27 protein-coding genes, 1 riboswitch and 1 other annotated feature are annotated in these 26821 nt (G+C 43.8%); of the genes, 20 read left to right on the plus strand and 7 right to left on the minus strand.

Translation table 11 applies throughout. The annotated features are described in order from the left end of the window. Positions 1 to 119 precede the first annotated feature (119 nt). The 9 genes from htpX (at position 120) to NDJ01_RS11415 (ending at position 7351) form a co-directional block, all read left to right on the plus strand. The gene (htpX, locus tag NDJ01_RS11375) at positions 120 to 989 is read left to right on the plus strand and encodes a protease HtpX (protein ID WP_005390832.1); all 870 of its coding nucleotides are present in this window, start codon (positions 120 to 122) and stop codon (positions 987 to 989) included. Between the two features lie 225 nt (positions 990 to 1214). After that, positions 1215 to 1634 (plus strand): nuclear transport factor 2 family protein, encoded by a 420-nt coding sequence (locus tag NDJ01_RS11380; protein ID WP_005390833.1) that lies wholly within the window; start codon positions 1215 to 1217, stop codon positions 1632 to 1634. Further along, on the plus strand, positions 1631 to 2356 hold the full coding sequence (locus tag NDJ01_RS11385) for an SDR family oxidoreductase (RefSeq protein WP_046874765.1): 726 nt from the start codon (positions 1631 to 1633) through the stop codon (positions 2354 to 2356). The genes NDJ01_RS11380 and NDJ01_RS11385 overlap by 4 nt, the downstream gene beginning before the upstream one ends. 12 nt (positions 2357 to 2368) lie before the next feature. After that, on the plus strand, positions 2369 to 3679 hold the full coding sequence (locus tag NDJ01_RS11390) for an NAD(P)/FAD-dependent oxidoreductase (RefSeq protein ID WP_258586715.1): 1311 nt from the start codon (positions 2369 to 2371) through the stop codon (positions 3677 to 3679). Position 3680: 1 nt separating this feature from the next. Next, positions 3681 to 4499, plus strand: a complete 819-nt coding sequence (locus tag NDJ01_RS11395) for a DUF1365 domain-containing protein (RefSeq protein ID WP_258586716.1) — start codon at positions 3681 to 3683, stop codon at positions 4497 to 4499. Beyond that, positions 4493 to 5749 carry a cyclopropane-fatty-acyl-phospholipid synthase family protein gene (locus NDJ01_RS11400; RefSeq protein WP_104969268.1) on the plus strand — a complete coding sequence of 419 codons (1257 nt, stop codon included), beginning with the start codon at positions 4493 to 4495 and terminating at the stop codon, positions 5747 to 5749. The genes NDJ01_RS11395 and NDJ01_RS11400 overlap by 7 nt, the downstream gene beginning before the upstream one ends. Before the next feature lie 6 nt (positions 5750 to 5755). Beyond that, positions 5756 to 6268, plus strand: a complete 513-nt coding sequence (locus NDJ01_RS11405) for a DUF2878 domain-containing protein (protein ID WP_139060888.1) — start codon at positions 5756 to 5758, stop codon at positions 6266 to 6268. Then, entirely contained in the window at positions 6228 to 6818 is a 591-nt protein-coding gene (locus NDJ01_RS11410; protein ID WP_258460541.1) for a chalcone isomerase family protein, read from the plus strand. The genes NDJ01_RS11405 and NDJ01_RS11410 overlap by 41 nt, the downstream gene beginning before the upstream one ends. Further along, positions 6818 to 7351 carry a DUF3833 domain-containing protein gene (locus NDJ01_RS11415; protein WP_405054849.1) on the plus strand — a complete coding sequence of 178 codons (534 nt, stop codon included), beginning with the start codon at positions 6818 to 6820 and terminating at the stop codon, positions 7349 to 7351. Before NDJ01_RS11410 ends, NDJ01_RS11415 begins: the two co-directional genes overlap by 1 nt. A gap of 116 nt (positions 7352 to 7467) precedes the next feature. On the opposite strand, the gene purB is transcribed toward NDJ01_RS11415, so the two are convergent. The 3 genes from purB to mnmA all read right to left on the minus strand — a co-directional run bounded on the left by purB (position 7468) and on the right by mnmA (position 10738). Continuing rightward, positions 7468 to 8838, minus strand: a complete 1371-nt coding sequence (purB, locus tag NDJ01_RS11420; RefSeq protein ID WP_258586717.1) for an adenylosuccinate lyase — start codon at positions 8836 to 8838, stop codon at positions 7468 to 7470. A 147-nt stretch (positions 8839 to 8985) separates the two neighbouring features. Next, positions 8986 to 9603, minus strand: coding sequence for a high frequency lysogenization protein HflD (gene hflD, locus NDJ01_RS11425; RefSeq protein WP_046874772.1), 618 nt, complete (start codon positions 9601 to 9603; stop codon positions 8986 to 8988). A gap of 10 nt (positions 9604 to 9613) precedes the next feature. Next, positions 9614 to 10738 carry a tRNA 2-thiouridine(34) synthase MnmA gene (gene mnmA, locus NDJ01_RS11430; RefSeq protein WP_005390857.1) on the minus strand — a complete coding sequence of 375 codons (1125 nt, stop codon included), beginning with the start codon at positions 10736 to 10738 and terminating at the stop codon, positions 9614 to 9616. Between the two features lie 188 nt (positions 10739 to 10926). Here mnmA and NDJ01_RS11435 point away from each other — a divergent pair, with 188 nt between their 5' ends. Together NDJ01_RS11435 and NDJ01_RS11440 are read left to right on the plus strand one after the other, a co-directional pair. Further along, positions 10927 to 11196 (plus strand): hypothetical protein, encoded by a 270-nt coding sequence (locus NDJ01_RS11435; protein WP_005390859.1) that lies wholly within the window; start codon positions 10927 to 10929, stop codon positions 11194 to 11196. Positions 11197 to 11313: 117 nt separating this feature from the next. Beyond that, positions 11314 to 12618 (plus strand): inosine/guanosine kinase, encoded by a 1305-nt coding sequence (locus NDJ01_RS11440; RefSeq protein ID WP_005390861.1) that lies wholly within the window; start codon positions 11314 to 11316, stop codon positions 12616 to 12618. A gap of 128 nt (positions 12619 to 12746) precedes the next feature. On the opposite strand, the gene NDJ01_RS11445 is transcribed toward NDJ01_RS11440, so the two are convergent. Next, on the minus strand, positions 12747 to 13154 hold the full coding sequence (locus tag NDJ01_RS11445) for an H-NS family nucleoid-associated regulatory protein (protein ID WP_005390863.1): 408 nt from the start codon (positions 13152 to 13154) through the stop codon (positions 12747 to 12749). 582 nt (positions 13155 to 13736) lie between these two features. After that, positions 13737 to 13919, plus strand: a riboswitch (Lysine riboswitch). Between the two features lie 109 nt (positions 13920 to 14028). Here NDJ01_RS11445 and tet(35) point away from each other — a divergent pair. Next, positions 14029 to 15630, plus strand: a complete 1602-nt coding sequence (gene tet(35) / locus NDJ01_RS11450) for a tetracycline efflux Na+/H+ antiporter family transporter Tet(35) (protein WP_005390865.1) — start codon at positions 14029 to 14031, stop codon at positions 15628 to 15630. A 326-nt stretch (positions 15631 to 15956) separates the two neighbouring features. Here the strand turns inward: tet(35) and NDJ01_RS11455 are convergent, their stop codons facing one another. Then, complete coding sequence (locus NDJ01_RS11455; protein ID WP_005390867.1) at positions 15957 to 16910, minus strand: sigma-54-dependent Fis family transcriptional regulator; 954 nt, start codon at positions 16908 to 16910, stop codon at positions 15957 to 15959. 365 nt (positions 16911 to 17275) lie between these two features. Further along, positions 17276 to 17413: a sequence feature (His leader region), on the plus strand. A 53-nt stretch (positions 17414 to 17466) separates the two neighbouring features. Here NDJ01_RS11455 and hisG point away from each other — a divergent pair. The 8 genes from hisG (at position 17467) to hisIE (ending at position 24637) form a co-directional block, all read left to right on the plus strand. Beyond that, positions 17467 to 18363, plus strand: coding sequence for an ATP phosphoribosyltransferase (hisG, locus tag NDJ01_RS11460; protein WP_005390869.1), 897 nt, complete (start codon positions 17467 to 17469; stop codon positions 18361 to 18363). Positions 18364 to 18368: 5 nt separating this feature from the next. Then, positions 18369 to 19661 (plus strand): histidinol dehydrogenase, encoded by a 1293-nt coding sequence (gene hisD / locus NDJ01_RS11465; protein WP_258586718.1) that lies wholly within the window; start codon positions 18369 to 18371, stop codon positions 19659 to 19661. 18 nt (positions 19662 to 19679) lie between these two features. Continuing rightward, positions 19680 to 20720, plus strand: coding sequence for a histidinol-phosphate transaminase (hisC, locus tag NDJ01_RS11470; RefSeq protein ID WP_258586719.1), 1041 nt, complete (start codon positions 19680 to 19682; stop codon positions 20718 to 20720). A gap of 65 nt (positions 20721 to 20785) precedes the next feature. Beyond that, the gene (gene hisB / locus NDJ01_RS11475) at positions 20786 to 21859 is read left to right on the plus strand and encodes a bifunctional histidinol-phosphatase/imidazoleglycerol-phosphate dehydratase HisB (protein ID WP_258586720.1); all 1074 of its coding nucleotides are present in this window, start codon (positions 20786 to 20788) and stop codon (positions 21857 to 21859) included. 26 nt (positions 21860 to 21885) lie between these two features. Then, positions 21886 to 22500 (plus strand): imidazole glycerol phosphate synthase subunit HisH, encoded by a 615-nt coding sequence (gene hisH / locus NDJ01_RS11480; protein WP_258586721.1) that lies wholly within the window; start codon positions 21886 to 21888, stop codon positions 22498 to 22500. A 12-nt stretch (positions 22501 to 22512) separates the two neighbouring features. Beyond that, positions 22513 to 23250 carry a 1-(5-phosphoribosyl)-5-[(5-phosphoribosylamino)methylideneamino]imidazole-4-carboxamide isomerase gene (hisA, locus tag NDJ01_RS11485; RefSeq protein ID WP_258586722.1) on the plus strand — a complete coding sequence of 246 codons (738 nt, stop codon included), beginning with the start codon at positions 22513 to 22515 and terminating at the stop codon, positions 23248 to 23250. Continuing rightward, the gene (hisF, locus tag NDJ01_RS11490; RefSeq protein WP_004749837.1) at positions 23232 to 24005 is read left to right on the plus strand and encodes an imidazole glycerol phosphate synthase subunit HisF; all 774 of its coding nucleotides are present in this window, start codon (positions 23232 to 23234) and stop codon (positions 24003 to 24005) included. Before hisA ends, hisF begins: the two co-directional genes overlap by 19 nt. Continuing rightward, positions 24002 to 24637 (plus strand): bifunctional phosphoribosyl-AMP cyclohydrolase/phosphoribosyl-ATP diphosphatase HisIE, encoded by a 636-nt coding sequence (gene hisIE, locus NDJ01_RS11495; RefSeq protein ID WP_038882807.1) that lies wholly within the window; start codon positions 24002 to 24004, stop codon positions 24635 to 24637. The genes hisF and hisIE overlap by 4 nt, the downstream gene beginning before the upstream one ends. Before the next feature lie 279 nt (positions 24638 to 24916). On the opposite strand, the gene NDJ01_RS11500 is transcribed toward hisIE, so the two are convergent. Both NDJ01_RS11500 and NDJ01_RS11505 read right to left on the minus strand, forming a co-directional pair. After that, positions 24917 to 25432 (minus strand): YchJ family protein, encoded by a 516-nt coding sequence (locus NDJ01_RS11500; RefSeq protein WP_258586723.1) that lies wholly within the window; start codon positions 25430 to 25432, stop codon positions 24917 to 24919. A gap of 81 nt (positions 25433 to 25513) precedes the next feature. After that, positions 25514 to 26728 (minus strand): EAL and HDOD domain-containing protein, encoded by a 1215-nt coding sequence (locus NDJ01_RS11505; protein WP_005378158.1) that lies wholly within the window; start codon positions 26726 to 26728, stop codon positions 25514 to 25516. Between the last annotated feature and the right edge of the window lie 93 nt (positions 26729 to 26821).

Raw genomic sequence — 26821 nt, forward strand, 5'->3', positions numbered from 1 at the left:
ACTATATCTATAACGCATGGAGCATGAAACTTAGCGGAATTGGCTTTTACAGCGATTACCACCTGTTCCTTATAACAATCCGTTTTAAAAAAAACGATAAGCTTCCTCGGAGAAAAGTAATGAAGCGAATTATGTTATTCCTAGCAACTAACCTAGCTGTCGTGCTAGTGCTTAGTGTTGTTCTGAATATTGTTTACGCTACCACTGGAATGCAACCTGGCAGTCTTTCTGGTTTGCTAGTTATGGCCGCCATATTTGGTTTTGGTGGTGCACTTATTTCGTTGATGATGTCAAAGGGCATGGCACTGCGCTCGGTTGGCGGTATGGTCATTGAAAGTCCGCGTAACGAAACTGAGCATTGGTTAGTCGAAACTGTGGGTCGTCAAGCTCAGCAAGCGGGTATTGGTATGCCAACGGTGGCTATTTATGACTCACCAGATATCAATGCATTCGCGACGGGTGCAAAGCGAGATGACTCTCTTGTCGCGGTTTCCACTGGCCTTTTACACAATATGACTCGTGATGAAGCAGAAGCGGTACTGGCCCACGAAGTGAGCCATATTGCAAATGGTGACATGGTCACGATGACATTGATGCAAGGCGTTGTGAACACGTTTGTTATCTTCCTATCCCGTTTTATCGCCAATATTGTGGCATCGAACGATGATGAAGAAGGTCAAGGTACAAACATGATGGTTTACTTCGGTGTATCTATGGTGCTTGAGCTAGTGTTTGGTTTCTTAGCAAGCTTTATTACCATGTGGTACAGCCGTCATCGCGAATTCCATGCCGACGCAGGTGCTGCTCACTTAGTTGGTAAAGAGAAAATGATCGCGGCATTGGAACGTTTGAAGATGAGTCACGAATCTCAACTTGATGGCACAATGATGGCATTCGGTATCAATGGCAAGCAGTCATTGACTGAGCTACTGATGAGCCACCCTCCGCTAGATAAACGTATTGCAGCGTTACGTAGTCAGCAATACTAGTTGTAAAAAACTGACAGCGCACACGAAAGTAATCGTTAATTTCCTGAAAAGGCTTGGTTTTGACCAAGCCTTTTTTTTGATCGATTGATCGCTTGCGAGATCCATCACGTATCTACCTACAGAAACAAAGTTATACAAAATTATTTTTGTACAACTTTTAAAGAATGAACTATCTTGTACATATAATAATTTTGTACAACTTGATGGGCATGTAGGAGTAAACACATGGACATACAGTCTGTTGGCAATATCTATCAAAAGCTGAATAAAGCGAACTTACATCTGCTTAAAGACGTATATCACCAAGATGTCGTCTTTGAAGATGCTGCTCATCGTTTAGAAGGGTGGCCTGCACTTTCAGATTACTTCACATCATTATATGCCAACGTCATAAGCTGTGACTTTGTTATCCACGAACATCAACAAGTCGGAGATACTGGCTTCCTAACGTGGACCATGGATCTTCAGCATCCCAAACTTCAAAAAGGTGCACCTATTCTCGTTAATGGTGTGTCGCATCTTAAGTTCAGCGAAGGCCAAGTTATTTATCACCGAGATTACTTTGATCTCGGAGAAATGCTTTACGAAAACTTACCTTTACTTGGCTCAGTCGTAAAAACCATCAAGCAGAGGTTAGGACAATGAACAATACTATCTTAATCACTGGCGCTACCTCCGGAATAGGGAAGCAACTGGCTTTAGATTACGCGAACTCTGATTGGAGCGTTATTGCTTGTGGGCGAAACAAAGACGTTCTTGCTGAATTGGGTGCTGCTTCTTCTAATATCCATACATTGCAGTTTGACGTAACGAACCATGAACAAACTCAGCAGGCGCTGTCCAGTTTGCCTTTCACGCCGAGTACCTGGGTTTTTAATGCAGGGGATTGTGAGTATATGGACAACGGTGTGGTTGACGCGAAACTCATGGCGCGTGTGATGAATGTAAACGTCGTTGGTGTTGCCAACTGCGTAGAAGGTTGCCAACCACACTTAGATAAAGGGCATCGAATCGTTATCGTGGGTTCTATTGCTTCAGAAGTCGCGTTACCAAGGGCTGAAGCCTACGGCGCTTCTAAGGCCGCTGTGAGCTACTTTGCTCGCACATTAGCTGTTGATTTGAAGAAGAAGGGCATTCAAGTGGTGACCGTGTTCCCAGGCTTTGTGGAAACCCCGTTAACTGACAAAAATGACTTCGAAATGCCGATGATTATTTCTACGCAGCAAGCCTCGAACTCTATCAGAAAACAGTTGGCTGCCAACAAGACTCACATCTATTTCCCCGCGAGGTTTACCAGTATTTTACGTTTTATCTCGTTACTTCCATACAGTTGGCAAGCTCGCCTAACTGCTAAACTCGTGTCATAAGAAGGAATAAAAATGAAAACAGCAGGAAGAAAGAAGATAGCGATTGTGGGAACCGGAATTTCTGGCCTTACGTGTGGTTACTATCTACATAAAGAGCACGATGTCACCGTATTTGAAGCTAACGATTACATTGGCGGGCACACCGCGACGGTGGATGTAAAACTCGATGGTAAAGAATATGCGATTGATACGGGCTTTATCGTTTACAACGATCGCACTTATCCTAATTTCATCAAAATGATGAACGAGATTGGTGTCGAAGGATTGCCAACCCAGATGAGCTTCAGCGTAAGAAACGACGGCAATGGCTTGGAATATAACGGTCATACCGTGTCGACATTATTTGCTCAAAAGCGCAATTGGGTAAATCCTAAGTTCTATCGTTTTATCTTCGAGATCCTTCGTTTCAACAAACTTGCCAAAAGCGTCGCTAGCAAACAATCGAGTCATTCTCAGACGCTAGGTGAGTTTCTTGATGAGCACAACTTCAGTACTTTCTTTTCAGATAACTACATTTTGCCGATGGGCGCTGCAATTTGGTCTTCGACTCTAGCGGACATGCGCGCATTTCCGCTGATGTTTTTCCTTCGCTTTTTCTTAAATCACGGATTGCTTGATGTCACTAACAGACCGCAATGGTATGTAATTAAAGGTGGCTCTCGTGAGTACATTCCACCTTTGACTCAAGGTTTTATCGATAAAATTCGACTCAATAGTCCGGTAGAAAAAGTGCTCCGTAGTGAGAATGGTGTGGGTTTAAAAGTTAACGGTGAAATGCACTGGTTTGATGATGTCATCTTTGCTTGTCACAGTGATCAAGCGATGAACATGTTAGGTGACATTAGCTCAGTCGAGCAAGAGGTGCTGGGTAATATGGCTTATCAAGCGAATGAAGTGGTGCTTCACACTGATACGAGTTTACTTCCAAAGCGTAAAGCGGCGTGGGCTTCGTGGAACTACCTACTGGAGGGCAGTGAAGACGAACAGCAACATCTCCCTTCGCTCACTTACAACATGAATATTCTCCAACATGTTCAATCTGAGCACACATTCTGTGTCACGCTAAATAGCACTGAGCAGATCGAACCGAGCAAAGTATTACGGACGTTTACCTATCACCATCCAGTGTTTTCCACCGATTCTATCGCTGCACAGCAACGTAAAGAAGAGGTGCAAGGGCTGAACAATACTTGGTTCTGCGGCGCTTATTGGTACAACGGTTTCCATGAGGATGGCGTTCGCAGCGCATTGGACGTAGTGAAAGGGCTTGAAGAGAAATATCGCGTTCAAACTGCTGTCAACTTAGAAAAAGGTGCAGCGTGATATGGATAGCCAAATGAACAGCCAGTTGTTTGTTGGCAACGTTCGACATCGCAGGTTCACGCCGATAAAACATGAATTGAACTACTCATTGTTTATGCCAGCTATTGACGTCGATGAGCTAAAAAAACTAGAGGAAAAAGTTTGGGGGTTTGGCTCTCGTTGGTGGCATTGGGCACGCTTTAAACGCAGTGACTATGTTGGTGAGGGCTGTTTAAAGGTGGCCGTACACGACAAAATTGAAGAGTTAACAGGCGTTCGTTGTACCGGCAAAGTCATCGCTGTTTGTCATTTGCGCTATTTAGGACTTTATTTTAGTCCGGTGAATTTCTACTACGTTTATAACAAAGAAGGGGAATGGAAATACCTCTTAGCTGAAGTCAGCAATACACCTTGGAACGAGCGTCATTACTACGCAGTCGCTGCTGAGCAAAACGATGAAAACTTTGGATGGGAACAAGAGAAAGCCTTTCATGTTTCTCCGTTTAATACAATTGACCAACAGTATCATTGGAAGATTAAACCACTGACGGACAAGTTAAGGATTCATCTTGAATGCCACAAAAGCGAAAAGCATTTTGATGCGACGATGATAATGAAAGCTCAAGTGTTTTCGAGCAAAAGCCTATTGAAGTGTTTGATCGTTACGCCAATACAGACGGTAAAAGTAATGGTTGGTATTTATTGGCACGCATTAAAACTTTGGGTGAAAGGCGCGCCTTTTTATTCTCATCCTAAATATTCAACACACGACGAAATAGAAGCCGACACAAAAAAAACAGACAAAAAAAATAAAAAGCACAAGGAGAATTCTGCATGTTAAATACCAGTTCTATGACATTGCCGCGCAAATTGACGACAACACAAAAGGCGGCTCGCGGAGTTATTTTTCAATGTCTGCAAAAAATGGAAATCGGCTGCTTAACTGTTATTGAAAGCTTTAAGACGGAAACGACAGAAAGAAGCGAGCGCTTTAATGCGCCCAACGGTGAATACAGCGGTCAGCCTGTTGTGGCGACGATTGAGGTAAAGCATCCTGGCTTTTACTCGCGAATCTTGCAAGGTGGCAGCATTGCAGCGGGTGAGGCTTATATGGATGGTTGGTGGGACAGCCCAGATCTAACCTCGTTAATGAAACTTATGGCTCTCAATATGCGCGCGCTAGATAAACTTGAAGAGAAAGGAAGTTGGCTGACTAAAATACTGTACAAGTTCAGTCATTGGACCAACCGCAATTCTCAAGAGAACTCTCGTAAAAACATTCATGCGCATTACGACTTGGGCAACAATTTGTACGAGTCATTTTTAGACGACAACATGCTGTACTCATCGGCATTATATGTGCAAGACAACGATACTTTGGAACAAGCGCAAATCAACAAGATGGATCGTTTGTGCCAGCAACTTGAGCTTCAACCATCCGATCGAGTGATTGAGATAGGTACAGGGTGGGGGGCTATGGCCATTTACATGGCAGAGCAATATGGTTGTCATGTAACGACAACGACGATTTCTGAAGAGCAGCATGCCTACGCTGAACAAAAAATTAGAGAGCGAAATTTGGGTGACAAGATCACTCTATTAAAACAAGACTATCGAGACCTTTCGGGTCACTACGATAAGTTAGTCTCGATAGAAATGATCGAAGCGGTTGGAAAACAATTTTTGCCTTCCTACATCAAGCAATGCCAATCATTACTCAAGCCGGGTGGTTTAATGGCAATTCAAGCCATCACCATAGCTGACCAGCGTTATGATTACTACAGTAACAACGTTGACTTTATCCAGAAATACATCTTTCCAGGTGGTTTTTTACCTTCGGTTACATCTTTAACTCAAGCTGCGACCAAACACAGTGACTTGGTGGTGAGAGACTTATTTGATATTGGTCTGGACTATGCGAAAACCTTGAGCGAGTGGCACTCTAGATTTAATCAAGCTGAAGAGCACGTACGCTCTCTCGGTTATGACGACCGCTTTGTCCGCATGTGGCGCTATTACCTGAGCTATTGTGAAGGTGGCTTTTTAGCTCGAAGTATCAGTGCCGTTCACATGACATTCCAGCGACCTTAAACCGTTATGAAGTTGCTGATTGCCTCTACATGGTTCCAGCTCTGTTGGTTCTCTGCAGTGCTTGGGACCTATCAATGGCAGTGGCTAACACTGATCTTAACATTTCTTACTCTTGTCTATTGTTGGAGGACGGACGCTTCTGCCTTGAAGCACATCGCGAGTATCGTTTTGGCGGGTGTAGTGCTCGATACGCTCAATCAACAGTTTTCTGTTTTTGTCTTTCCAACACAATGGCTACCCATTTGGTTGTTGTGCCTTTGGATTTTGTTCTCTTGGTATGCCTATCAGCTCAAGCCTGTTTTGTACCGTTTCCCAAAAATCTACGTATCAATTGTAGGTGGCGTTGGAGGAACCGTCAGTTACTACGCCGGTTACAAGCTCCAAGTCGTTGAATATGGATTTAATACCAGCGTTACGTTGATCATTCTATTTGCTGAATGGTTTGCCATGACACTTTTGATACTCAAGGTATACGGATATGAAAAGCTTGAAGAGAGATTTAACCCAGAGGCTGATTAAGGTAGTTGCTTCTCTAGTCGTTATGGGCTCCTTTGCTCTACAAGCTCAGCCAGTTGGAAACAGTGAAAACGCAGATAAGCTGAGTTGGAAGGGGTGGAAAACTGTCGGTGAGGCACAACTCACATGGTTCATCTTCGATATATATCAGTCTCGACTAAGAGCACCCGATGGAAAGTTCATTGTAAATGGCGATGTATCACCACACCCTCTGGCATTGGAAATTAACTATCAAAGAGACATCAGCAAGCAGCAGTTGCTTGATGTAACTGATGAGCAATGGGCAAAGCTTGGTTTTGCTGAATCATATCGAAAAAGTTGGATCAGTGAACTAAACCGTATGTTCCCTGATATAAAAAAGGGGGATGAGCTTACTTACTTAACCGATGGTAAAACTGGTCAGCTTCTTTACCGACAAGCTGGCATTGCACAAATTAAGACAGTCGGCTTCGTTCAAGATGAGCGAATGAACGATGCGTTTTTGTCTATATGGTTGTCACCTAATACAGAGTTCCCGAAACTTCGAAAACAATTAATAGGGCAGGTTAGATAGTGCTTAAACGAATTTTAAAATCAGTCGCCTTGGCTGCTGCGGCTTTACTTTCAGCATGCTCAGCAGATATCGATAATTATCAATCATCTACACCGACTTTTGATTTATTCGGCTATTTTGAAGGCGAAACAAAGGCGTGGGGGATGGTCCAAGATTACACTGAACAACAAACTCGTCGTTTTGAAGTCGACATCGTGGGTACTGTGGAAGGTAACACGTTGACGCTGGTGGAAGACTTTGTGTTTGATGATGGAGAAGTTGACCAGCGAATTTGGGTTATTACCAAATTAGAAGATGGACGCTATGAAGGTAAAGCAGAGGATATTATTGGTGTAGCAACAGGGGCTGAGCAAAGCAATGCGTTGCAGTGGCGGTATGACTTTGAGTTGCAAATGGATGACTCAACAGTAACGGTCGCTTTTGATGATTGGCTTTATCGTCAGGACGAGAAGCATGTTTTCAACCTCACCAAAATTAAAAAGTTTGGTATAGAGGTCGGGACAATAACTTTGTTCTTCCAAAAACAGCCATAATAGCTGGGGGATTTATCCTCTTGCATTACTACCAAATAACCGAAATTATTTCTTCCTAACTAAAAAGGTTGACGCTTTCACGTCAACCTTTTCAATTGCAGATCATCAAGGTGTGATTACAGTTTATCTGTCAGCTCAACCGCTTGACCAATGTAGTTCGCTGGCGTCATCTCTTTCAGACGTGCTTTCTCGTGCTCAGGGAGCTCTAGACTGTCGATGAAGTTGCGCATAGCTTCGCCGTCTACACGCTTACCACGAGTTAGCTCTTTTAGCTTCTCATATGGCTTCTCGATGCCGTAACGACGCATAACTGTTTGTACTGGCTCTGCTAGTACTTCCCAGTTTTTATCTAGTTCAGCAAGAAGCGCTTCACGGTTTACTTCTAGCTTGCTGATACCTTTTAGCGTAGAAGTGTAAGCGATGATTGCGTAGCCAACACCAACACCAAGGTTACGTAGAACCGTTGAGTCAGTCAGGTCACGTTGCCAACGAGAGATAGGCAGCTTTTGTGCTAGGTGGCCGAACACTGCGTTCGCAAGACCTAGGTTACCTTCAGAGTTTTCAAAGTCGATTGGGTTAACTTTGTGCGGCATTGTTGAAGAACCGATCTCACCAGCAATGGTTTTTTGCTTGAAGTGGCCTAATGCAATGTAACCCCAAACGTCACGATCGAAGTCAATCAGGATAGTGTTGAAACGAGCGATAGCGTCGAAAAGCTCTGCGATGTAATCATGCGGCTCGATTTGTGTTGTGTAAGGGTTCCAAGTTACGCCTAGAGACTCTGTAATGAATTCTTCAGAGAACTTGTGCCAATCTAGCTCTGGGTAAGCAGAAAGGTGTGCGTTATAGTTACCTACTGCACCGTTGATTTTCGCTAGGATCTCAACGTTTTCGATTTGCTTGAATTGACGCTCCATACGGTACGCCACGTTTGCCATTTCTTTACCCATTGTAGATGGAGAAGCAGGCTGGCCGTGTGTACGAGATAGAAGAGGAATGTCGCGATATTCAACTGCGAGTGCTTTGATAGCGTCAATTAGGTTACGGATTTCTGGAAGAATCACTTGCTCACGTGCTTCTTTGAGCATTAACGCATGAGAGGTGTTATTGATGTCTTCAGAAGTACATGCAAAGTGGAAGAACTCATTAACAGCGTGCAGTTCAGGAACGTCTGCTACTTTCTCTTTTAAGAAGTACTCAACCGCTTTAACGTCATGGTTAGTTGTACGCTCGATTTCTTTAATACGGCGTGCATCTTCTTCAGAGAAGTTAGCAGCAAGATCGTCTAGGAATTGGTTAGCTTCTGCGCTGAATGCTGGCACTTCTGCAATTTCAGCAGTAGCCGCTAGCTTCTGTAGCCAACGAATTTCTACGATAGTACGGTATTTTAGTAGACCGTACTCGCTGAAAATTTCGCGTAACGCAATCGTCTTACTTCCGTAACGGCCGTCTACTGGTGAAACAGCAGTCAATGCTGACAGTTCCATGATGTTCTCCTGAATTGGGTTTCTAAATTTCGTGAGCGTTATACCAATAACTGTGGCAATTGTCACGAATATTGCGCAAACGTTTGCGCGGGATTTGTTTTATTCGAAAAAAAGTAGCTCGCGATAAACGCGAGCTAGCAGAGTATTCTACATTCTGGCTAACAGGATTTGAGCCTGTTCGACCATTTTCTTTCGGCCAAAAATTAGATGACGACGTTTACCGCCTACTTGGCGCCACAGAACAGCACTACGAATGCCAGATAGCAGTAGAGCACGGACTTTGTGTTGGCTGGCCGTTTGTTGCAGTACAGAAGGCGTGCCTGTTACTTGAATGCGTGGTCCAATAGGGCTAACAACATCCAAGTAGATGCTCGCTAAATTGCTGATCATTTGATCATCGAGCAGTTCAAAATGCTCTGACTGACGTTTGGCCATTTGGATACGGTCACCAAGCTGGGACATGGCATCGTTGCGAGCGCTTAACTTACGTTCTAGTGCCATTAAGCTAATGATGTAACGAGTGATCTCACTGCCTGATGGGGTGCTATCAATCCCTTTAACCAGACACTCCAGACCGAGCTTTAGATCGGCTTCGCGACCGAATACGCCAACGGTGTTAGCAGGGTTTGTGTTCAAAATAGCGTTGATTGATGTTTCAAAAGCATCTTGATCACAATGCCCGTTTCTCGCAACTTGTTGAACCAAAGCGACAGCTTGGCAAATACCAGCGAAAGCGATAGTACGGTCATAAAGTGTATTCGCCACGTAACGACTCCTAAGCTTGAGAATATTTAATGCGTTGCTCGATGATGCCGCCACCTAGACATACGTCATCTTTATAAAACACTGCTGATTGACCAGGCGTCACTGCAATTTGTGGTTCATCAAAGATCACTTTAATGTTTTCATCATCGATCGGGATGATTGTACAAGGAATATCTTCCTGACGGTAACGAGTTTTCACTGTGCACTTCATAACATCGCGAATTGGCTCACGATCTACCCAGTGAAGTTGTGACGCAAGTAGACCTTCTGATTTTAGCATCGGGTGGTCTTTACCTTGGACTGCGATTAGCACGTTACGCTCTAGGTCTTTTTCACCAACAAACCACGGCTCTTCATTACCACCGCCGCCTTTACGGCCACCGATGTGTAGACCTTTACGCTGACCTAGTGTGTGGTACATCAAACCTTGGTGTTGACCGATCACTTCGCCTTCTGGCGTTTCGATATTACCAGGCTGAGCAGGAAGGTAACGACCTAGAAAGTCGGTAAATTTACGCTCACCGATGAAACAAATACCTGTCGAGTCTTTCTTCTTCGCTGTTACTAAACCTTGCTCTTCCGCAATACGGCGTACTTCAGGTTTCTCTAAATCACCAACAGGGAAGAGGCTACGGCCAATTTGTTCGTGGCTTAGTGTATATAGAAAGTAGCTCTGGTCTTTGTTGCCATCTAGGCCACGCAACATCGCTGGTTTCTCACCGTTATCCGGGAAAGAGCGACGTACGTAGTGACCCATTGCAATGTAGTCAGCATCAAGCACTTCATCAGCGAATTCTAGGAATGCTTTGAACTTGATTTCTTTGTTACAAAGAATGTCAGGGTTCGGTGTACGACCTGCTTTGTATTCAGCAAGGAAGTACTCAAATACGTTATCCCAGTATTCGGCAGCAAAGTTGATGGTGTGTAGATGAATGCCTAGCTTGTCACATACTGCCTGAGCATCAGCAAGATCTTCTGCTGCTGTACAATATTCTTCGTTGTCATCTTCTTCCCAGTTCTTCATGAACAGGCCTTCTACTTGGTAGCCTTGTTGCTTGAGAAGATACGCAGAAACAGATGAATCAACGCCGCCGGACATACCGACGATGACTTTCTTTTGGCTGTTATCAGACATTACTAAACACCACTTAAATAAACGGGATGCAGATTCTATCAGAATCCACAGACCGGTGACAGATCCGAGATCGAAATCACAATTCGTTTCGCTGCATTTTTCTTCAACAGAAATTCGAACGGGCAATTTCGCAAGTATAGAAGAGGTATATATGGCATAGTTGGCAAAAATCCAAGAGGAAAGTCCAAATGACCGAAGAAAACCAGTTTATGCAAGAAGCCGAGTTGATTGAAATTGTTGAAAACCAACTTGAGGACGGCAATCCATTAAAAGTTAAAGAGACGCTAATGCGCTTAATGATGACAGGGACACCTAGAGAAGAAGCGGTTGCAATGATGGCATGTGCCATGTCGATTGAAATTTTCGATGTGATGAAAAATGAAGGTGAGTTCAACCTAAAGCGTTACTGCGAGCACCTTGAGCAACTGCCAGATCTAAGTTTTATGGAAGGTGAATAAGGAGTCTAGAAGAAAAAAGTGGCTAGCAAACGTTTGCTATAATTGCTTTTATTGCCGCTTTATTATTAGCGGTATAGAATCCGTTCTCCTTTTCATCCCCTTACTCAGACTGACAATATGAAATTTCCTGGACAACGCAAATCGAAGCACTATTTTCCTGTTCATGCTCGTGACCCGCTGGTGAGCCAAGCACAAGAAAGCAAGAAGATGACGCGCACTCACATCATTGGTATTGACCAAACTTTGGTTGATATTGAAGCTAAAGTTACAACGGATGTGATTGAAAAGTACGGTCTGAGTAAAGGTCACTCTTTGGTTATTGATGACGAAAGAGCAGAAGAGTTGTACCAGCAACTTAAAGAAGAGAACTTAATTACCAATGAGTATGCGGGTGGCACAATTGGTAACACGCTACACAACTACTCTGTGCTAGCAGATGATCGCTCTACGCTGCTTGGAGTGATGAGCCAGGATATCAAAATTGGCAGCTATGGCTACCGTTACCTTTGTAATACATCAAGCCGCATGGACTTGAACTATCTACAAGGTGTTGATGGCGCTATCGGTCGTTGTTTCGCTCTTATTACAGAAGATGGTGAACGTACTTTTGCGATCAGTGAAGGGCAAATGAACCAACTGCATCCTGATAGCATTCCAGAAAAAATCTTTAAAAATGCATCGGCGCTTGTACTAACGTCATATTTAGTACGTTGTAAAGAAGGCGACCCAATGCCTGAAGCAACAATGAAAGCGATTGAGTACGCGAAAAAGAATGATGTACCCGTTGTTCTGACTCTTGGGACGAAGTTCGTTATTCAAGATGACCCGAAATATTGGCAAGAATTCATTCGAGATAACGTTTCAGTCGTTGCGATGAATGAAGATGAAGCAGAAGCTCTGACGGGTGAGTCAGACCCACTTGCTGCATCTGATAAAACACTGGAGTGGGCAGATCTAGTATTGTGCACCGCGGGGCCTGTAGGCCTATTTATGGCGGGTTATACGGAAGACAGCGCGAAGCGCGAAACTTCCTTACCATTACTTCCGGGATCAATCGCTGAATTTAATCGCTATGAATTTAGTCGTCCGGCGAAAAAAGATACATGTGAAACACCAATAAAAGTTTACTCACATATCTCGCCATATATGGGTGGTCCAGAAAAAATCAAGAATACCAATGGTGCAGGTGATGCTGCGTTATCTGCTGTTCTTCATGATATGGCGGCAAACAAATACCATAAAGAAAATGTGCCTAATTCAAGCAAGCACAGTAACGAATATTTAACTTACTCTTCTTTTTCTCAAGTATGTAAATACGCAAACCGTGCGAGCTACGAAGTTCTCGTGCAACATTCTCCACGTTTGTCACGTGGGCTTCCTGAGCGAGAAGATAGCCTAGAAGAAGCATACTGGGAACGTTAATACACAGTAGTTTAATTAACCATTCTATAACTAAAGTAAAAGGCGCATTAAAAAATGCGCCTTTTTTATTTGGATCATTACAAATAAAAAAGGCTCCCAATAGGAGCCTTTTAAAAAATAGCGCGAATTTAGATCAGGAAATCATCCAGAGATTTACCTGCATCAAGTTGCTCTTGAATTGCAGAAGGTGTACGACCTTGGCCTGTCCAAGTCTTCTCATTACCGTTTGAGTCTGTGTATTTGTATTTAGCTGGACGAGGTGCACGCTTCGCTTTGCCTTTCGTCTTAGTTTCGCCAGATAGCGCAGTAATAAGCGCTTCTACGTCAATACCGTCTTGAGCAATTTTCTCTGCGATCTCTGCTAGCTTAGCTTCTTGCTCAGCTTGTGCTGCACGTTCTGCTTCTTCTGCTTCACGACGCTCTTCTACGACAGTAGTTAGTTTATCTAGAGCTTCTTCCAATTGTTCTAGAGTCAGCTCACGAGAAAATGCACGAAGGCTACGGATATTTAGAAGGGTTTTAGTCAGCTCTGACATAACGATTCCTATTAAAAGGTTAATGTGTTGGGCACTTTTTATCGTTACGATTAAATAATGCCAATCTATAAATAAACAAAGAGTCCTTATATTTAACTTTATCTTTTCCTTATGTGCAAATACTAAATCAAGATTTTGTTTAAATTTAGCTATTTTTTTAAAGCAATAAATATTATTACACTCGAAATAAATCTTATTAGATGAGAATTGAAATCAACACTCGTTATTGTATAGAGATAGAGCCAGCTTGGTTTTTATAAAAAAAGTTGAGTTATTACTTAAAAATATGAAGCGTCCATCTTTGATGGAGTGTCATATATCCTTAATTTATTGATACAAGATAAACCATGATATTTTTAAGGTAGTAATAATGTTTCATAAATAACAAAATTGATGTGATTTCAGTTGCACAAAACTAACTTGAAGTAGACAAGGTTTATAAATTATCTCAGTCATTATTTATTTGTTTAATTTAGTTTGATGTGTTGCATTGACTCTCATCATAAGTACAATGGCTGCTACCTGATGCAATATTGCAGACAATTTGTTGTTAATTTGTACAGTTAGTGGTTAATTGTTTGTTGTTGCCGTAGAGGCGCGGTCTCGAAGAGTAGCTATTATTGGGGTGATGCCAATGAATAATAGTGGAAGGCGAAGATTGCCGAAGTAAGTAACTCATCAAAGTTACTTGCTGGGGTTGTATCTGAAAGGAACAACACTGCCATAGTATATATTCACATTAAACTATGGAGCGCTACTGTAGGGTTGGGTGGAGTGTTCGCTTCCCTGTCGCTAAGTTCAACATGAGCACGTATCGTATGCTACGTGACTTGTCTGCAGTAGATCTCTAGCCAAACTTTGGTTTTTGAAGATCATGAATTTAATAGATTTTTCTAGTTCTCCTGTTTCATTATTGCCACCTATTGTCGCTTTGACTTTGGCGATTCTGACTCGACGTGTATTAGTTTCCTTAGGTGTAGGTATCGTGCTGGGTGCGGTTCTACTTAATAGCTGGTCTATCGGTGATACCGTTAGTTACGTGAGTTCTCAAGTTTCTTCTGTCTTTATTGAAGATGGCGGAATTAACACTTGGAACATGAGCATTGTTGGTTTCCTAATCTTATTAGGTATGACAACTGCATTATTAACGCTATCTGGTGGTACTCGTGCATTTGCCGAATGGGCACAATCTCGAGTGAAGAGTAAACGCGGCTCCAAACTTCTTGCTGCCTTTTTAGGCGTATTCATTTTTGTCGACGATTACTTTAACAGTCTTGCTGTTGGTGCCATTTCTCGTCCAGTAACCGATCGTTTTTATGTGTCTCGCGCGAAGCTTGCATACATTCTAGACTCAACTGCTGCACCAATGTGTGTGATCATGCCTGCTTCTAGCTGGGGTGCTTACATTATTACGATTATCGGCGGTATCTTAGTCTCACATGGGATCACTGAGTATTCGGCTCTTGGCGCGTACGTTCGTCTTATTCCAATGAACTTCTACGCAGTTTTTGCACTGCTTATGGTGTTTGCTGTGGCGTGGTTTGGCCTCGATATCGGTAAGATGCGTGAGCATGAAATCTCTGCATCTCAAGGCCGCGGCTTTGATAAAGACAAAGAAAACGACTCGCAAGAAGCGCATGATCTAAACGAAGAGCTAGATATCCGTGAAAGCGAAAAGGGTAAAGTGTCAGACTTGGTACTTCCTATCGTGACGCTGATTATTGCGACTATCGCTTCTATGCTTTACACGGGTGGCCAAGCATTGGCTGCTGACGGCAAAGAGTTTGCGCTTCTAGGTGCGTTTGAAAATACAGATGTAGGCACATCACTAATCTACGGTAGCTTGCTTGGCTTAGCTGTCGCATTATTTACTGTTGTGAAGCAAGGTCTTCCAATGGGTGAAATTGCACGCACACTATGGATTGGTGCTAAGTCTATGTTTGGCGCGATTCTAATCCTAGTATTTGCCTGGACTATCGGTTCGGTTATCGGTGATATGAAGACGGGTTCTTACCTTTCTACAATGGCTCAGGGCAATATCAATCCACATTGGCTACCGGTTATCCTATTCTTGTTGTCTGGTCTAATGGCATTTTCAACAGGTACTTCTTGGGGTACGTTCGGCATTATGCTTCCAATCGCGGGTGATATGGCTGGTGCAACCGATCTTGCGCTAATGCTCCCAATGCTAAGTGCAGTTTTAGCCGGTGCCGTTTTTGGTGACCATTGTTCACCTATCTCCGATACCACTATTCTGTCGTCGACTGGTGCACGTTGTAATCATATTGATCATGTATCGACCCAGTTGCCTTATGCATTGTCCGTGGCGCTAGTTTCCTGTGTTGGCTTCATTACTTTGGGGATGACTGCGTCAATTGCATTCTCATTCATTGCTGCATCAATCACATTTATTATTGTATGTGGAGCACTTTCTTGGTTGTCGAAGTCTAAAATGGCATCGTGCCAAAATGTCTAGTACAGCTCAGTATTTTTAATAAAGAGGAAGCTCCGCTAAATTTAGCGGAGCTTTTTTTTAACGCGATTTAGGTGAGGGGGGCAATCGCGTTTTTGGGGATAATCGTTTCGTTTTAAAAGCGAGCTATTTGTGTTCTGAGCACTCCTTTCTGTGCTGTGATAGAAAATCTATCAACCGACTTCTTCTTAGCTCTAAGCAAAGACTATGCCTAGTTTAAGTTGTTGATTTTAAAGGCGGTAATGTCAAGAGATTTATGATGAGGGGCTAAGTAAATGATATATGATGAGTTGTCTGTTACACAGTGTCACGTTACACCTGTACAGCAACTAAACATTTAAGTTGTATTTCTTTATTAGACGATAAAGCGTTGTTCTTGAAATACCAAGATGACGTGCAGCCGCACTCATATTGTGCTTATTTTCTTCGATAGCTTGCAGTAGGTAGTCAAGATCAATTTGGTCCACTGAAGGGAGTAATTGCCTTTCATTATTATCAAGGCCCAAGTCAGCGACGAGAAGCGTGTGATCTTCACACATGACAATCGCTCGTTGGATTACATTTCGCAGTTCTCTTACGTTACCTGGCCAACGATGCTTGAGGAGCTTGGCTTTCACTTTATCCGACATTTTTTGTACCTGACCATGAGACAAATCGGTCAAGAAGTGTTCTGATAACATAAGGATATCTTTCCCACGCTTTCTCAGTGGAGGAATAGTTAATGGCAAGATATTAAGCCGATAGAATAAATCTTCACGGAATCCACCTTGTACAACCTCATTTTTCAAATCTACGTGGCTCGCAGCAATGACTCTACAGTCCACGTCAATGAATTTATCAGCGCCGACTTTATGGATTTGCTTACTCTCTAAAAAGTGCAGAAGGTGGATTTGTAGATCCGGCGGCATATCACCAATCTCATCTAGGAATAGGGTACCTTTATGCGCTTTTTGAATAAAACCGATACGATCTGAAATCGCTCCTGTAAATGCTCCTTTTTCGTGACCGAAAAGTTCGGACGCAATAAGACCACTTGGAATTGCGCCGCAGTTAACTTCAACAAAAGGTGCCGAGTGTCTGTTCGACAACTGATGAATAAGACGAGCACAGAGACCTTTGCCCACCCCCGTTTCACCCTGAATGAGTACTTCAGCATCACATTGAGCGTACTTTTGGATTGCCGTGCGAAGTTCTTGGATACATGCACTATTGCCGATTAATGGGTATAGTGTTGTATCGCTGAAATCCACAGCTTGTTTGTTACTACCGTTACGCAGTTTCATGGTTAATCACTATTTTTTGCCCCACTAAAATAATAGTTTTGAATGAGTCGTCTCAAACGTGAGCGGATGTCTCTTTATTGAGAATGATGTCAATTAATAAGGGCGGTGAGATCTAAATAGTTGTTTTGATGAAAATTCATACTATTCTTCTTTTTCTTTAAGAATAGGGTTGAATAGAAACCTAATTTCTACCCAGACACTCAACTGAAACTAAATTTAAATCCTTTAAAATCAAATAATTATAAAAAATAGTTAGAAAATGCTAAATTCAGTATTGAAAAATATAGAATCCTTGGTTAGTGTGGTTACTAACGAAGCAACTCAATAGAGCCTTAAATAAGTATGCGTAATTTTGTAATGAACATTCATCACCATCATCACCCAATCTAGTCTTTCGGGCGATGTACGCATACCCGGGAGGCAGGAAACTCCCGGAGGTGAAATCAAAGTAAAAGCAGATTTTAAACCCTCGGGAGACTCCAATCTCTCGAGGGTTTTTTAGTTTTATTAATTCAAAAATTACTTAGATATCAAAATCTTGCACAGGGAAAAAGCAATGCAAACACAACGCTTAAGAATCGCAATTCAGAAAAAAGGTCGCCTTAGCAAAGAGAGCCAAGCTCTGCTAAAACAGTGCGGCGTAAAATTTAATGTAATGGGTGAGCGTTTAGTGGTTCACTCGGAGAACATGCCAATTGATTTGCTTTTGGTTCGTGACGATGACATCCCTGGCTTGATCATGGATGGCGTGGTTGACCTTGGTTTCATCGGAGAAAACGAACTAGAAGAAGTTCGTCTTGATCGCAAAGCTTTGGGTGAGCCATGTGAGTTTGTTCAACTTCGTCGACTGGATTTTGGCGGTTGTCGCTTGTCTATCGCTATCGACAAGGATGAAGAGTACAACGGTCCACAAGACTTAGCTGGTAAGCGTATTGCCACAACTTACCCTCAACTCCTAAAAGCTTACATGGATGAAGCAGGCGTTCCATTCTCCACATGTATGCTAACTGGCTCTGTAGAAGTTGCACCTCGCGCAGGTCTAGCTGACGCTATTGCTGATTTGGTATCGACTGGCGCAACGTTAGAAGCGAATGGCTTAAAAGAAGCGGAAGTGATCTTTAAATCTAAAGCGACGCTGATTCAACGTATCGGTGAGTTTGATGCGGACAAAACAGCACTGATTGAAAAACTACTGACTCGCATGCAAGGCGTACAACAAGCGAAAGAGTCTAAGTACATCATGCTTCACGCGCCAGCTGAAAAGCTCGATCAAATCAAAGCACTACTTCCTGGTGCTGAGGATCCTACGGTTCTTCCTCTTTCTGCAGATAAGCAGAAAATGGCTGTTCACTTAGTGAGTTCTGAAAACCTGTTCTGGGAAACCATGGAACAGCTAAAAGAGTTAGGTGCTAGCTCAATCCTAGTGCTACCAATTGAAAAAATGATGGAGTAAACATCATGAGAACAGTCGTTTGGCAATCTTTAAGTGAAGAGCAGCAAGATTCGATCTTAGAACGTCCTGCTATTGCAGAAGGTGCAAATATCACTGCAGCAGTGTCTGAGGTTATCGCTAAAGTTAGAAATGAAGGCGACTCTGCTCTCAACGAGCTGACAGAAAAGTTTGATCGCGTTAAACCTGATTCCATTCGTGTTTCTTCTCAGGAAATTAAAGCCGCTTCAGAGCGCTTGTCTGAATCAATGAAAAACGCATTAGAGCAAGCTTATGCCAATATTTCTAAATTCCACAAAGCGCAAAAGCCACAGCCAATTAAAGTCGAAACTCAACCGGGTGTGCTTTGTGAACAGGTAACACGTCCAATTCAGAAAGTGGGTTTGTACATTCCTGGTGGTAGCGCGCCATTGCCATCGACAGTTTTGATGCTGGGCGTGCCTGCGAAAATTGCTGGCTGTCGTAAAGTTGTGCTTTGCTCTCCGCCTCCAATCGCTGACGAGATCCTTTACGTAGCAAAATTGTGTGGCATTGATGAAGTGTACAACGTCGGTGGTGGTCAAGCTGTTGCTGCAATGGCATATGGTACAGAGACCGTATCAAAAGTTGATAAGATTTTTGGCCCGGGTAACGCTTACGTGACGGAAGCAAAGCGTCAGGTGAGCAATGATTTCCGTGGCGCAGCGATTGATATGCCAGCGGGTCCTTCGGAAGTTCTTGTGATTGCGGATGAAACAGCGGACGCAGATTTTATTGCGGCGGACCTTCTAAGTCAGGCAGAGCATGGACCTGACTCTCAAGTTGTACTTGTGACGCCATCAGCCATTATTGCAGATCAGGTGACAGATGCCGTTCGTCGTCAATTGAAAGAGTTGTCTCGTTCAGAGATTGCAGAAAAAGCGCTCGCATCGAGTTTAATCATTATTGCTGAATCGATCACCCAAGCGATCTCTATTTCTAATTATTATGGCCCTGAGCACTTAATTGTTCAGACTAAGAACCCACGCGAGCTTCTGCCTCTATTAGACAACGCAGGTTCGATCTTCCTTGGTGATTGGTCGCCTGAATCTGCAGGTGATTACGCATCGGGCACTAACCACGTTCTTCCTACTTACGGTTATACACGGACATATTCAAGCTTAGGTTTGGCTGATTTTTCTAAACGAATGACGGTTCAAGAGCTTTCAGCTGACGGTCTTAAAAATCTTGCGCCAACGGTTGTCACCATGGCTGAAGCAGAAGGTCTGGACGCCCACAAACGTGCTGTTACTATCCGTGTAGAAAAATTAGCAAGTAAGTAAGAATAAGAGAGTAAAGAGATGGAAAAGCTAGCGCGTAAACAAGTCCAACAACTAACACCTTATCTTTCGGCTCGCCGAATTGGTGGTACAGGTGACGTATGGTTGAACGCCAACGAATCGCCATTCAACAATGAATACAAAACAGACTTTGCTCGTCTTAATCGTTACAGCGAATGCCAGCCGAAAGAACTGATTTCTGCTTACGCCGCGTATGCTGGAGTGAAGCCAGAACAAACGCTGACTTCTCGCGGTGCAGATGAAGGTATTGAGTTATTGATTCGTGCTTTCTGTGAACCGGGTGAAGACGCGATTTTATACTGCCCACCGACTTACGGTATGTACGCCATCAGTGCAGAAACCATCGGTGTAGAGCGCAAAACGGTGCCGCTAACGTCAGATTGGCAACTAGACCTTGCAGGCATCGAAGCGAATCTAGATAACGTGAAACTGGTTTTCGTATGCTCGCCAAACAACCCAACGGGTAACTTAGTTAAGCGTGACGATATTGTCTCTCTGCTTGAGATGACAAAAGACCGCGCAATCGTGGTCATGGACGAAGCGTACATCGATTTTTGTCCAGAAGCGTCAACAGTAGATTTATTGGCAGAATATCCAAATCTAGCGATTCTGCGTACTCTGTCGAAAGCTTTCGCGCTTGCTGGTCTTCGTTGTGGATTTACGCTAGCAAACGAAGAACTGATTAACGTCCTTCTTAAAGTGATCGCACCATATCCAGTACCGGTTCCAGTTGCTGAAATTGCTACTCAAGCGCTCTCTGAAGCAGGCCTAGCGCGAGCGAAGTTCCAAGTTCTCGATTTGAACGCGAACCGAGCTTACTTACAAGTTGGTTTGTCGATGATTCCGGGTCTGGAGGTTTTTGAAGGGTGGGGTAACTACTTATTGGTGAAATTCCCAGATGGCGATGCTCTTTTCAAAGCCGCTTGGGATACGGGCATTATCCTGCGTAACTCGCCAATTGAGAACTACGTGCGTATCAGTGTTGGTAACCGCGACGAGTGTGAAAAGACACTGGGTTTCATTAGAAACTACTATTCATAAATAGAATTCTCAACGTTCTCGGTTTATGCCGAGAACGAAACAAGATTAGTAATAAGGAAGTTCGAGTGAGCAAGCAACAAAAAATCCTATTTATCGACCGAGATGGCACCTTAATTGTTGAGCCGCCAGTTGATTTTCAAGTAGACCGTTTAGATAAGCTAAAACTAGAGCCATTTGTTATCCCAAGCCTGTTGTCGTTGCAGGATGCTGGATACCGTCTAGTGATGGTCACTAACCAAGATGGTTTGGGTACTGACAGCTACCCACAAGCTGATTTTGATGCACCGCACAACATGATGATGGAGATCTTCGAGTCTCAAGGTGTGAAGTTCGATGACGTGTTGATTTGTCCTCACTTTGAAGAAGATAACTGCTCTTGCCGTAAGCCTAAGCTAGGCATGGTGAAAGAGTACCTTCAAGGTGGCAAAGTTGATTTCCAAAACTCTGTCGTGATTGGCGATCGTCAAACCGATCTTCAACTTGCAGAAAACATGGCGATTCGCGGTATTCAATACAACCCAGAAACCATGGGCTGGAAACAGATCCTGAAAGACCTCACGGTGAAAGCTCGTATTGCTGAAGTGATTCGTACCACGAAAGAAACGGACATCAAAGTTGCGGTTAATCTTGATGAGCAAGGCGGTAATGACATCTCAACGGGTCTTGGTTTCTTCGATCACATGTTGGATCAAATTGCGACGCACGGTGGATTCCAAATGGTGTGCAAAGTAGAAGGTGATCTACACATTGATGATCACCACACGGTCGAAGATACCGCTCTTGCGTTAGGTCAAGCATTGAAAGAAGCACTGGGTGACAAACGTGGTATTGGTCGCTTTGGCTTTAGCCTGCCAATGGATGAGTGCTTGGCACAATGTGCACTAGATCTATCTGGTCGTCCTTACCTTAAGTTCGACGCGCAGTTTAGTCGTGAGCAAGTGGGGGACCTTTCAACAGAGATGGTAGTTCACTTCTTCCGTTCTTTAACTGACACACTAGCGTGTACACTGCACCTTTCTTCTTCGGGCAACAATGATCACCACATCATTGAGAGCCTATTTAAAGCGTTTGGTCGTACTCTGCGCCAAGCAATCAAAGTAGAAGGCACTGAGCTACCGAGTAGTAAAGGCGTACTTTAAGGCTAACGTTAGCAAGGAGAAAAACAGTGACAGAACAGAAAGTTGTCATTATCGATACTGGCTGTGCCAACGTTTCTTCGGTGAAGTTTGCCATTGAACGCCTAGGCTATGACGTAACGATTTCAAAAGATCCACAAGTTGTATTGTCGGCAGATAAGTTATTCCTACCGGGAGTGGGAACCGCCAGCGAAGCGATGAAAAACCTAGAAGAGCGTGACCTTATCAGCTTGGTAAAACAGGTAGAAAAGCCGCTATTAGGTATCTGTTTAGGCATGCAGCTGTTGGGCAAAGTGTCTCAAGAAAAAGGCCAGAAAGCCGACGAGTTAGTTGAGTGTCTTGGACTTTGCGATGGCGAAGTGAAGCTGCTTCAAACCGGCGATTTGCCACTGCCGCACATGGGGTGGAATACCGTTTCTGCAAAAGCAGGCAATCCGTTGTTCAAAGGCATTGAAGAGGGTGAGTACTTCTATTTTGTGCACAGCTTTGCGATGCCAGTTGGGGATTACACGATTGCGGAATGTGAGTACGGCAACCCGTTCACAGCAGCAGTACAAAGCAGCAACTACTACGGTGTGCAGTTCCACCCTGAGCGTTCTTCAAAAGCGGGCGCGAAGCTTATTCAAAACTTCTTAGAATTATAAAAGGGATTTAGTGTGATTATTCCAGCTCTTGATTTAATTGAAGGACAGGTGGTTCGCCTTTATCAAGGTGATTACGGTCAAGTAACCGAGTACAAAGTCGATCCAGCAGAGCAGTTTAATTTGTACCACCAAGCAGGTGCTAACTGGCTACACTTAGTGGATTTAACTGGCGCGAAAGACACGACAGCACGTCAACTTGATTTGATTGCAAAGCTACTCGCAAGCACGCCAGCGAACATCCAAATCGGTGGTGGAGTGCGTACAGAGCAAGACGTGATTGATCTGTTAGAAGCCGGTGCTCAACGTGTTGTGGTTGGTTCTACAGCAGTAAAACAACCAGAGCTTGTAAAAGGTTGGATGGAAAAATACGGCGCAGAGAAAATCGTTCTCGCGCTAGACATTAACATCGACCAAGACGGCACACGTAAAGTGGCGATCTCTGGTTGGCAAGAAGATTCAGGCGTGACCATCGAATCGCTTATCAACGATTACTTAACGGTAGGTCTACAGCACGTGCTTTGTACGGACATTTCTCGTGACGGTACTTTAGCGGGTTCAAACGTTGAGCTTTACGTCGACTTATGTAAACAGTACCCACAAGTGCAGTTCCAATCTTCAGGCGGCATTGGCTCATTAGCGGATATCGAAGCACTAAAAGGCAGCGGTGTTGCTGGTGTGATTGTTGGTCGTGCATTGTTAGATGGTAAGTTCACAGCAGAGGAGGCATTTGCATGCTGGCAAAGCGAATAATTCCATGTCTTGATGTTCGTGATGGACAAGTGGTGAAGGGCGTCCAGTTCCGCAACCACGAAATCATTGGTGACATCGTTCCTCTGGCGCAGCGTTATGCTGAAGAAGGCGCTGACGAGCTTGTGTTCTACGATATTACCGCTTCAAGTGATGGGCGTGTCGTTGATAAAAGTTGGGTCGCTCGCGTTGCAGAAGTGATTGATATTCCGTTCTGTGTAGCTGGTGGCATTAAATCAGCAGAGGACGCGGCGCGCATTCTTGAGTTCGGTGCAGATAAGGTATCTATTAACTCACCTGCATTGGCGAACCCCCAACTGATTACTGACCTTGCTGATAAGTTTGGTGTGCAATGCATCGTCGTTGGTATCGATTCTTACTACGATAAAGAGACAGGTAAGTATCAGGTTTACCAGTTTACTGGCGATGAAGAACGCACCAAAGCAACCCAATGGGAAACGCGTGATTGGGTGCAAGAAGTACAAAAACGCGGCGCTGGTGAAATCGTACTGAACATGATGAACCAAGACGGCGTGCGTAACGGCTACGATATTGAACAACTTAATATGGTGCGTGAAGTGTGTAACGTGCCATTGATTGCATCGGGTGGTGCAGGTGCCATGGAGCACTTCGCAGAAGCCTACCAAAAAGCAAATGTGGATGGCGCGCTTGCCGCATCGGTATTCCACAAGCAAGTCATCAATATTGGTGAACTAAAGCAGTATTTGAAACAACAAGGCATTGAGGTACGACTATGAGTGTGAAAGCCGCCGAAGTAAGTTCGCTAGCTGAGCGAATCAACTGGGAAAAGGTGGATGGTCTGGTACCTGCCATCGTACAAGATTTCCAATCAAGCCAAGTGCTGATGATGGGTTACATGAACCAAGATGCGTTGGCAAAAACGGGCGAAACAGGTCAAGTGACGTTTTTCTCTCGTACCAAGCAACGTCTTTGGACGAAAGGTGAGACCTCTGGCAACGTATTGCAATTGGTGAACATTCAGCTCGATTGTGACAACGATACGCTACTGGTGAAAGTGAATCCCATTGGTCCTACGTGTCACTTGGGTAACACAACTTGCTGGGATGTGGACCCTCAAGAGGAGTCACAAATGGTGTGGCTTCATCAACTTGAGCAGCTACTGGCTGCCCGCAAGAGTGCCGACCCAGATTCATCTTATACTGCCAGTCTTTATGCCCGTGGCACCAAGCGTATTTCGCAAAAAGTGGGCGAAGAAGGCGTTGAAGTCGCGCTTGCGGCGACGTCGGGCGATAAGGCGGAGTTAGTGTGTGAATCAGCAGACTTGATTTACCACTTAATGGTATTGCTTCAAGACCAAGGCTTATCGATGAATGACGTAGTGAACAAGTTGAAAGAGCGTCATAAGTAAACTTGCTATAGATAAGTGAAAGCCCCTATGCTCTCGAGTCTAGGGGCTTTTTTAATTTAGTGTTCTTGATTCGGGGGAAACCTGACAGCAGAGCCTACGGTGATTAGATTCTGAATCACGCTTGTTCTTCGCTGTTCAGAATGACGGTATATTTTCTAAAAGTACTTGAAGTAGAGTTATCTATTTCAAATGAAAGCACATATTCACGTTATTTCGACGAGCTTAGGTGAGATCAGGAATCTCATTAAAGCGAGCTCAATAAGCTAAGCGTGGATGACTTTACCCACAACACTTCTTAAACTTCTTACCGCTTCCGCAGATACACGGATCGTTACGACCTAGCTTTAGGCTATTCACTGGCTGGTTTAAGCGAGGATCTTGTTCTGGTTCTTCTTCTGGCTCTTCCTCAGGAAATGTGCCGTCAATGTAGTACCAAAGTCCATCTTCTTTCACGAAACGAGAACGCTCGGCCATGCAGTAGCGTTTGCCGTCTTCATCAAAGTAAGCGCTAAACTCGACAAAGCCTTCATTGTCATTACTGCCAGCTTCTGTTTTTAATACTTCAAGTTTGCACCAATCGCTGTCGATAGATTGGGCAATGCCTTCTCGTTGTTCTTCTGCATTACAGCTTGGGTGGTATGTGTTCACCACGTAATCTACTAGACCTAACACATGCGCACTGTAACGAGAGCGCATTAACTGCTCCGGAGTGGTAACGTCAGCATGGTTATTGTGGGCAATTTCACAACACTGTTGGTAGGTGCGGTTAGAGCCGCAAGGACAAGAAGAAGCCATAAAATGAAATCTCGATTAATTAAGCGGTAAAAACAAACAACCCTCACAATTGCGAGGCTGGAGGTGAGGCATTATAGCGATTTAGGGCGTTTGAGACAGCAGTTCTTGAGCCCACTCGGTAGATTGATTAAAAGCGTCTGCTAATTGAGGCTCGGTTAATTTTAGAACGGTGCAATACCGCTCAGCTAATTCCCAGTCTGCTTGTTCGTAGGCGATCGTCATTGAAAGTAAGTGGCCAAGTACGCCTTTTCGACTGGTTAATGCGAGTTTTATATCTTCGTCAACGGGGATATCTTCAATGACATCCGAGAGCGGTTGATCAAGCAAAGATCCGAGTAAAGAAAACATGCCTGTCAAAAAAGCCTGCCCAGGGTCATACCTAGTGTTCATTTGACTAAGTAACAGTTCACACATTCTTGCACGCTGAATCGCTAAAGAGTAAAGAGAGTCAGGTTTATCTTCTTGAACGGACGCAATGGCAACTAAGGATATGAAGCGTCGTAGTCGCTCTTCACCCAGATAAATAAGCGCTTGTCTGAACGACTTAATCTTGGTCGTTAATGTATAGCCTGAATTTACGTAAGTAAGCAGCTTGTATGACAGCGTCACATCAATCGAAAACAGGCGTTCCACTTCATTGAAATCGATAGGCTTATCTGCAATCTCTTTACAAAGCTGGATGACTGTAAGAAACGCGGGGTTCAACCGTTTTTTCTGGATCATCTCAGGTTTGCTAAAAAAATACCCTTGAAAATAGTTAAAGCCGGCTTCTAAAGCTTGCTCAAACTCTTCGTAGGTCTCTACTTTTTCCGCAAGAAAGTCGATTTTAAATGGGCTCAATGCCTGAATAAAAATAGCGGCTTTCTTGATCGGTACGAGTCGAATGTCAAACTTGATCATGGAAACATATGGAAGAAAACGTTTCCAAGCCTTCGTCGGCACAAAATCATCTAAAGCAATTTTGTATCCGCACTCATGCAGGTGCTTGATGGCTTCTAGCAGCTCCTCTGTCGGTTCACAATCTTCAAGGACTTCAATGACGAGAGACTCTTTTGGAAACAGAGTTGGGACCAGATTCACCAAGCTTTGATGCGGAAAGTTAACAAAGCCAAGTTTGTTCCCTAATGTGTTGTAATGCGTCGACAAAAAATGATCGGATAGCAGTCGACTAGTAGCCAGCTCTGGTTCTACTTCAGGGAAGGTATTTTTAGGGCCGTCTCGAAAGAGAAGTTCGTAACCTATGGTTCGTTTTTCTCTATCCAGAATCGGTTGGCGAGCTACGTAAGAATACTTCAATTAGGTACTTCGTTCTGTTTAACTTAGTATTATGATAATAGCGATTTTTTACAAAATATCTACGACTTGAGCGTGAATCTTCTACACGCTCTA

The sequence above is a fragment of the Vibrio sp. HS-50-1 genome (assembly GCF_024747315.1).
Lineage (GTDB): Bacteria > Pseudomonadota > Gammaproteobacteria > Enterobacterales > Vibrionaceae > Vibrio > Vibrio diabolicus.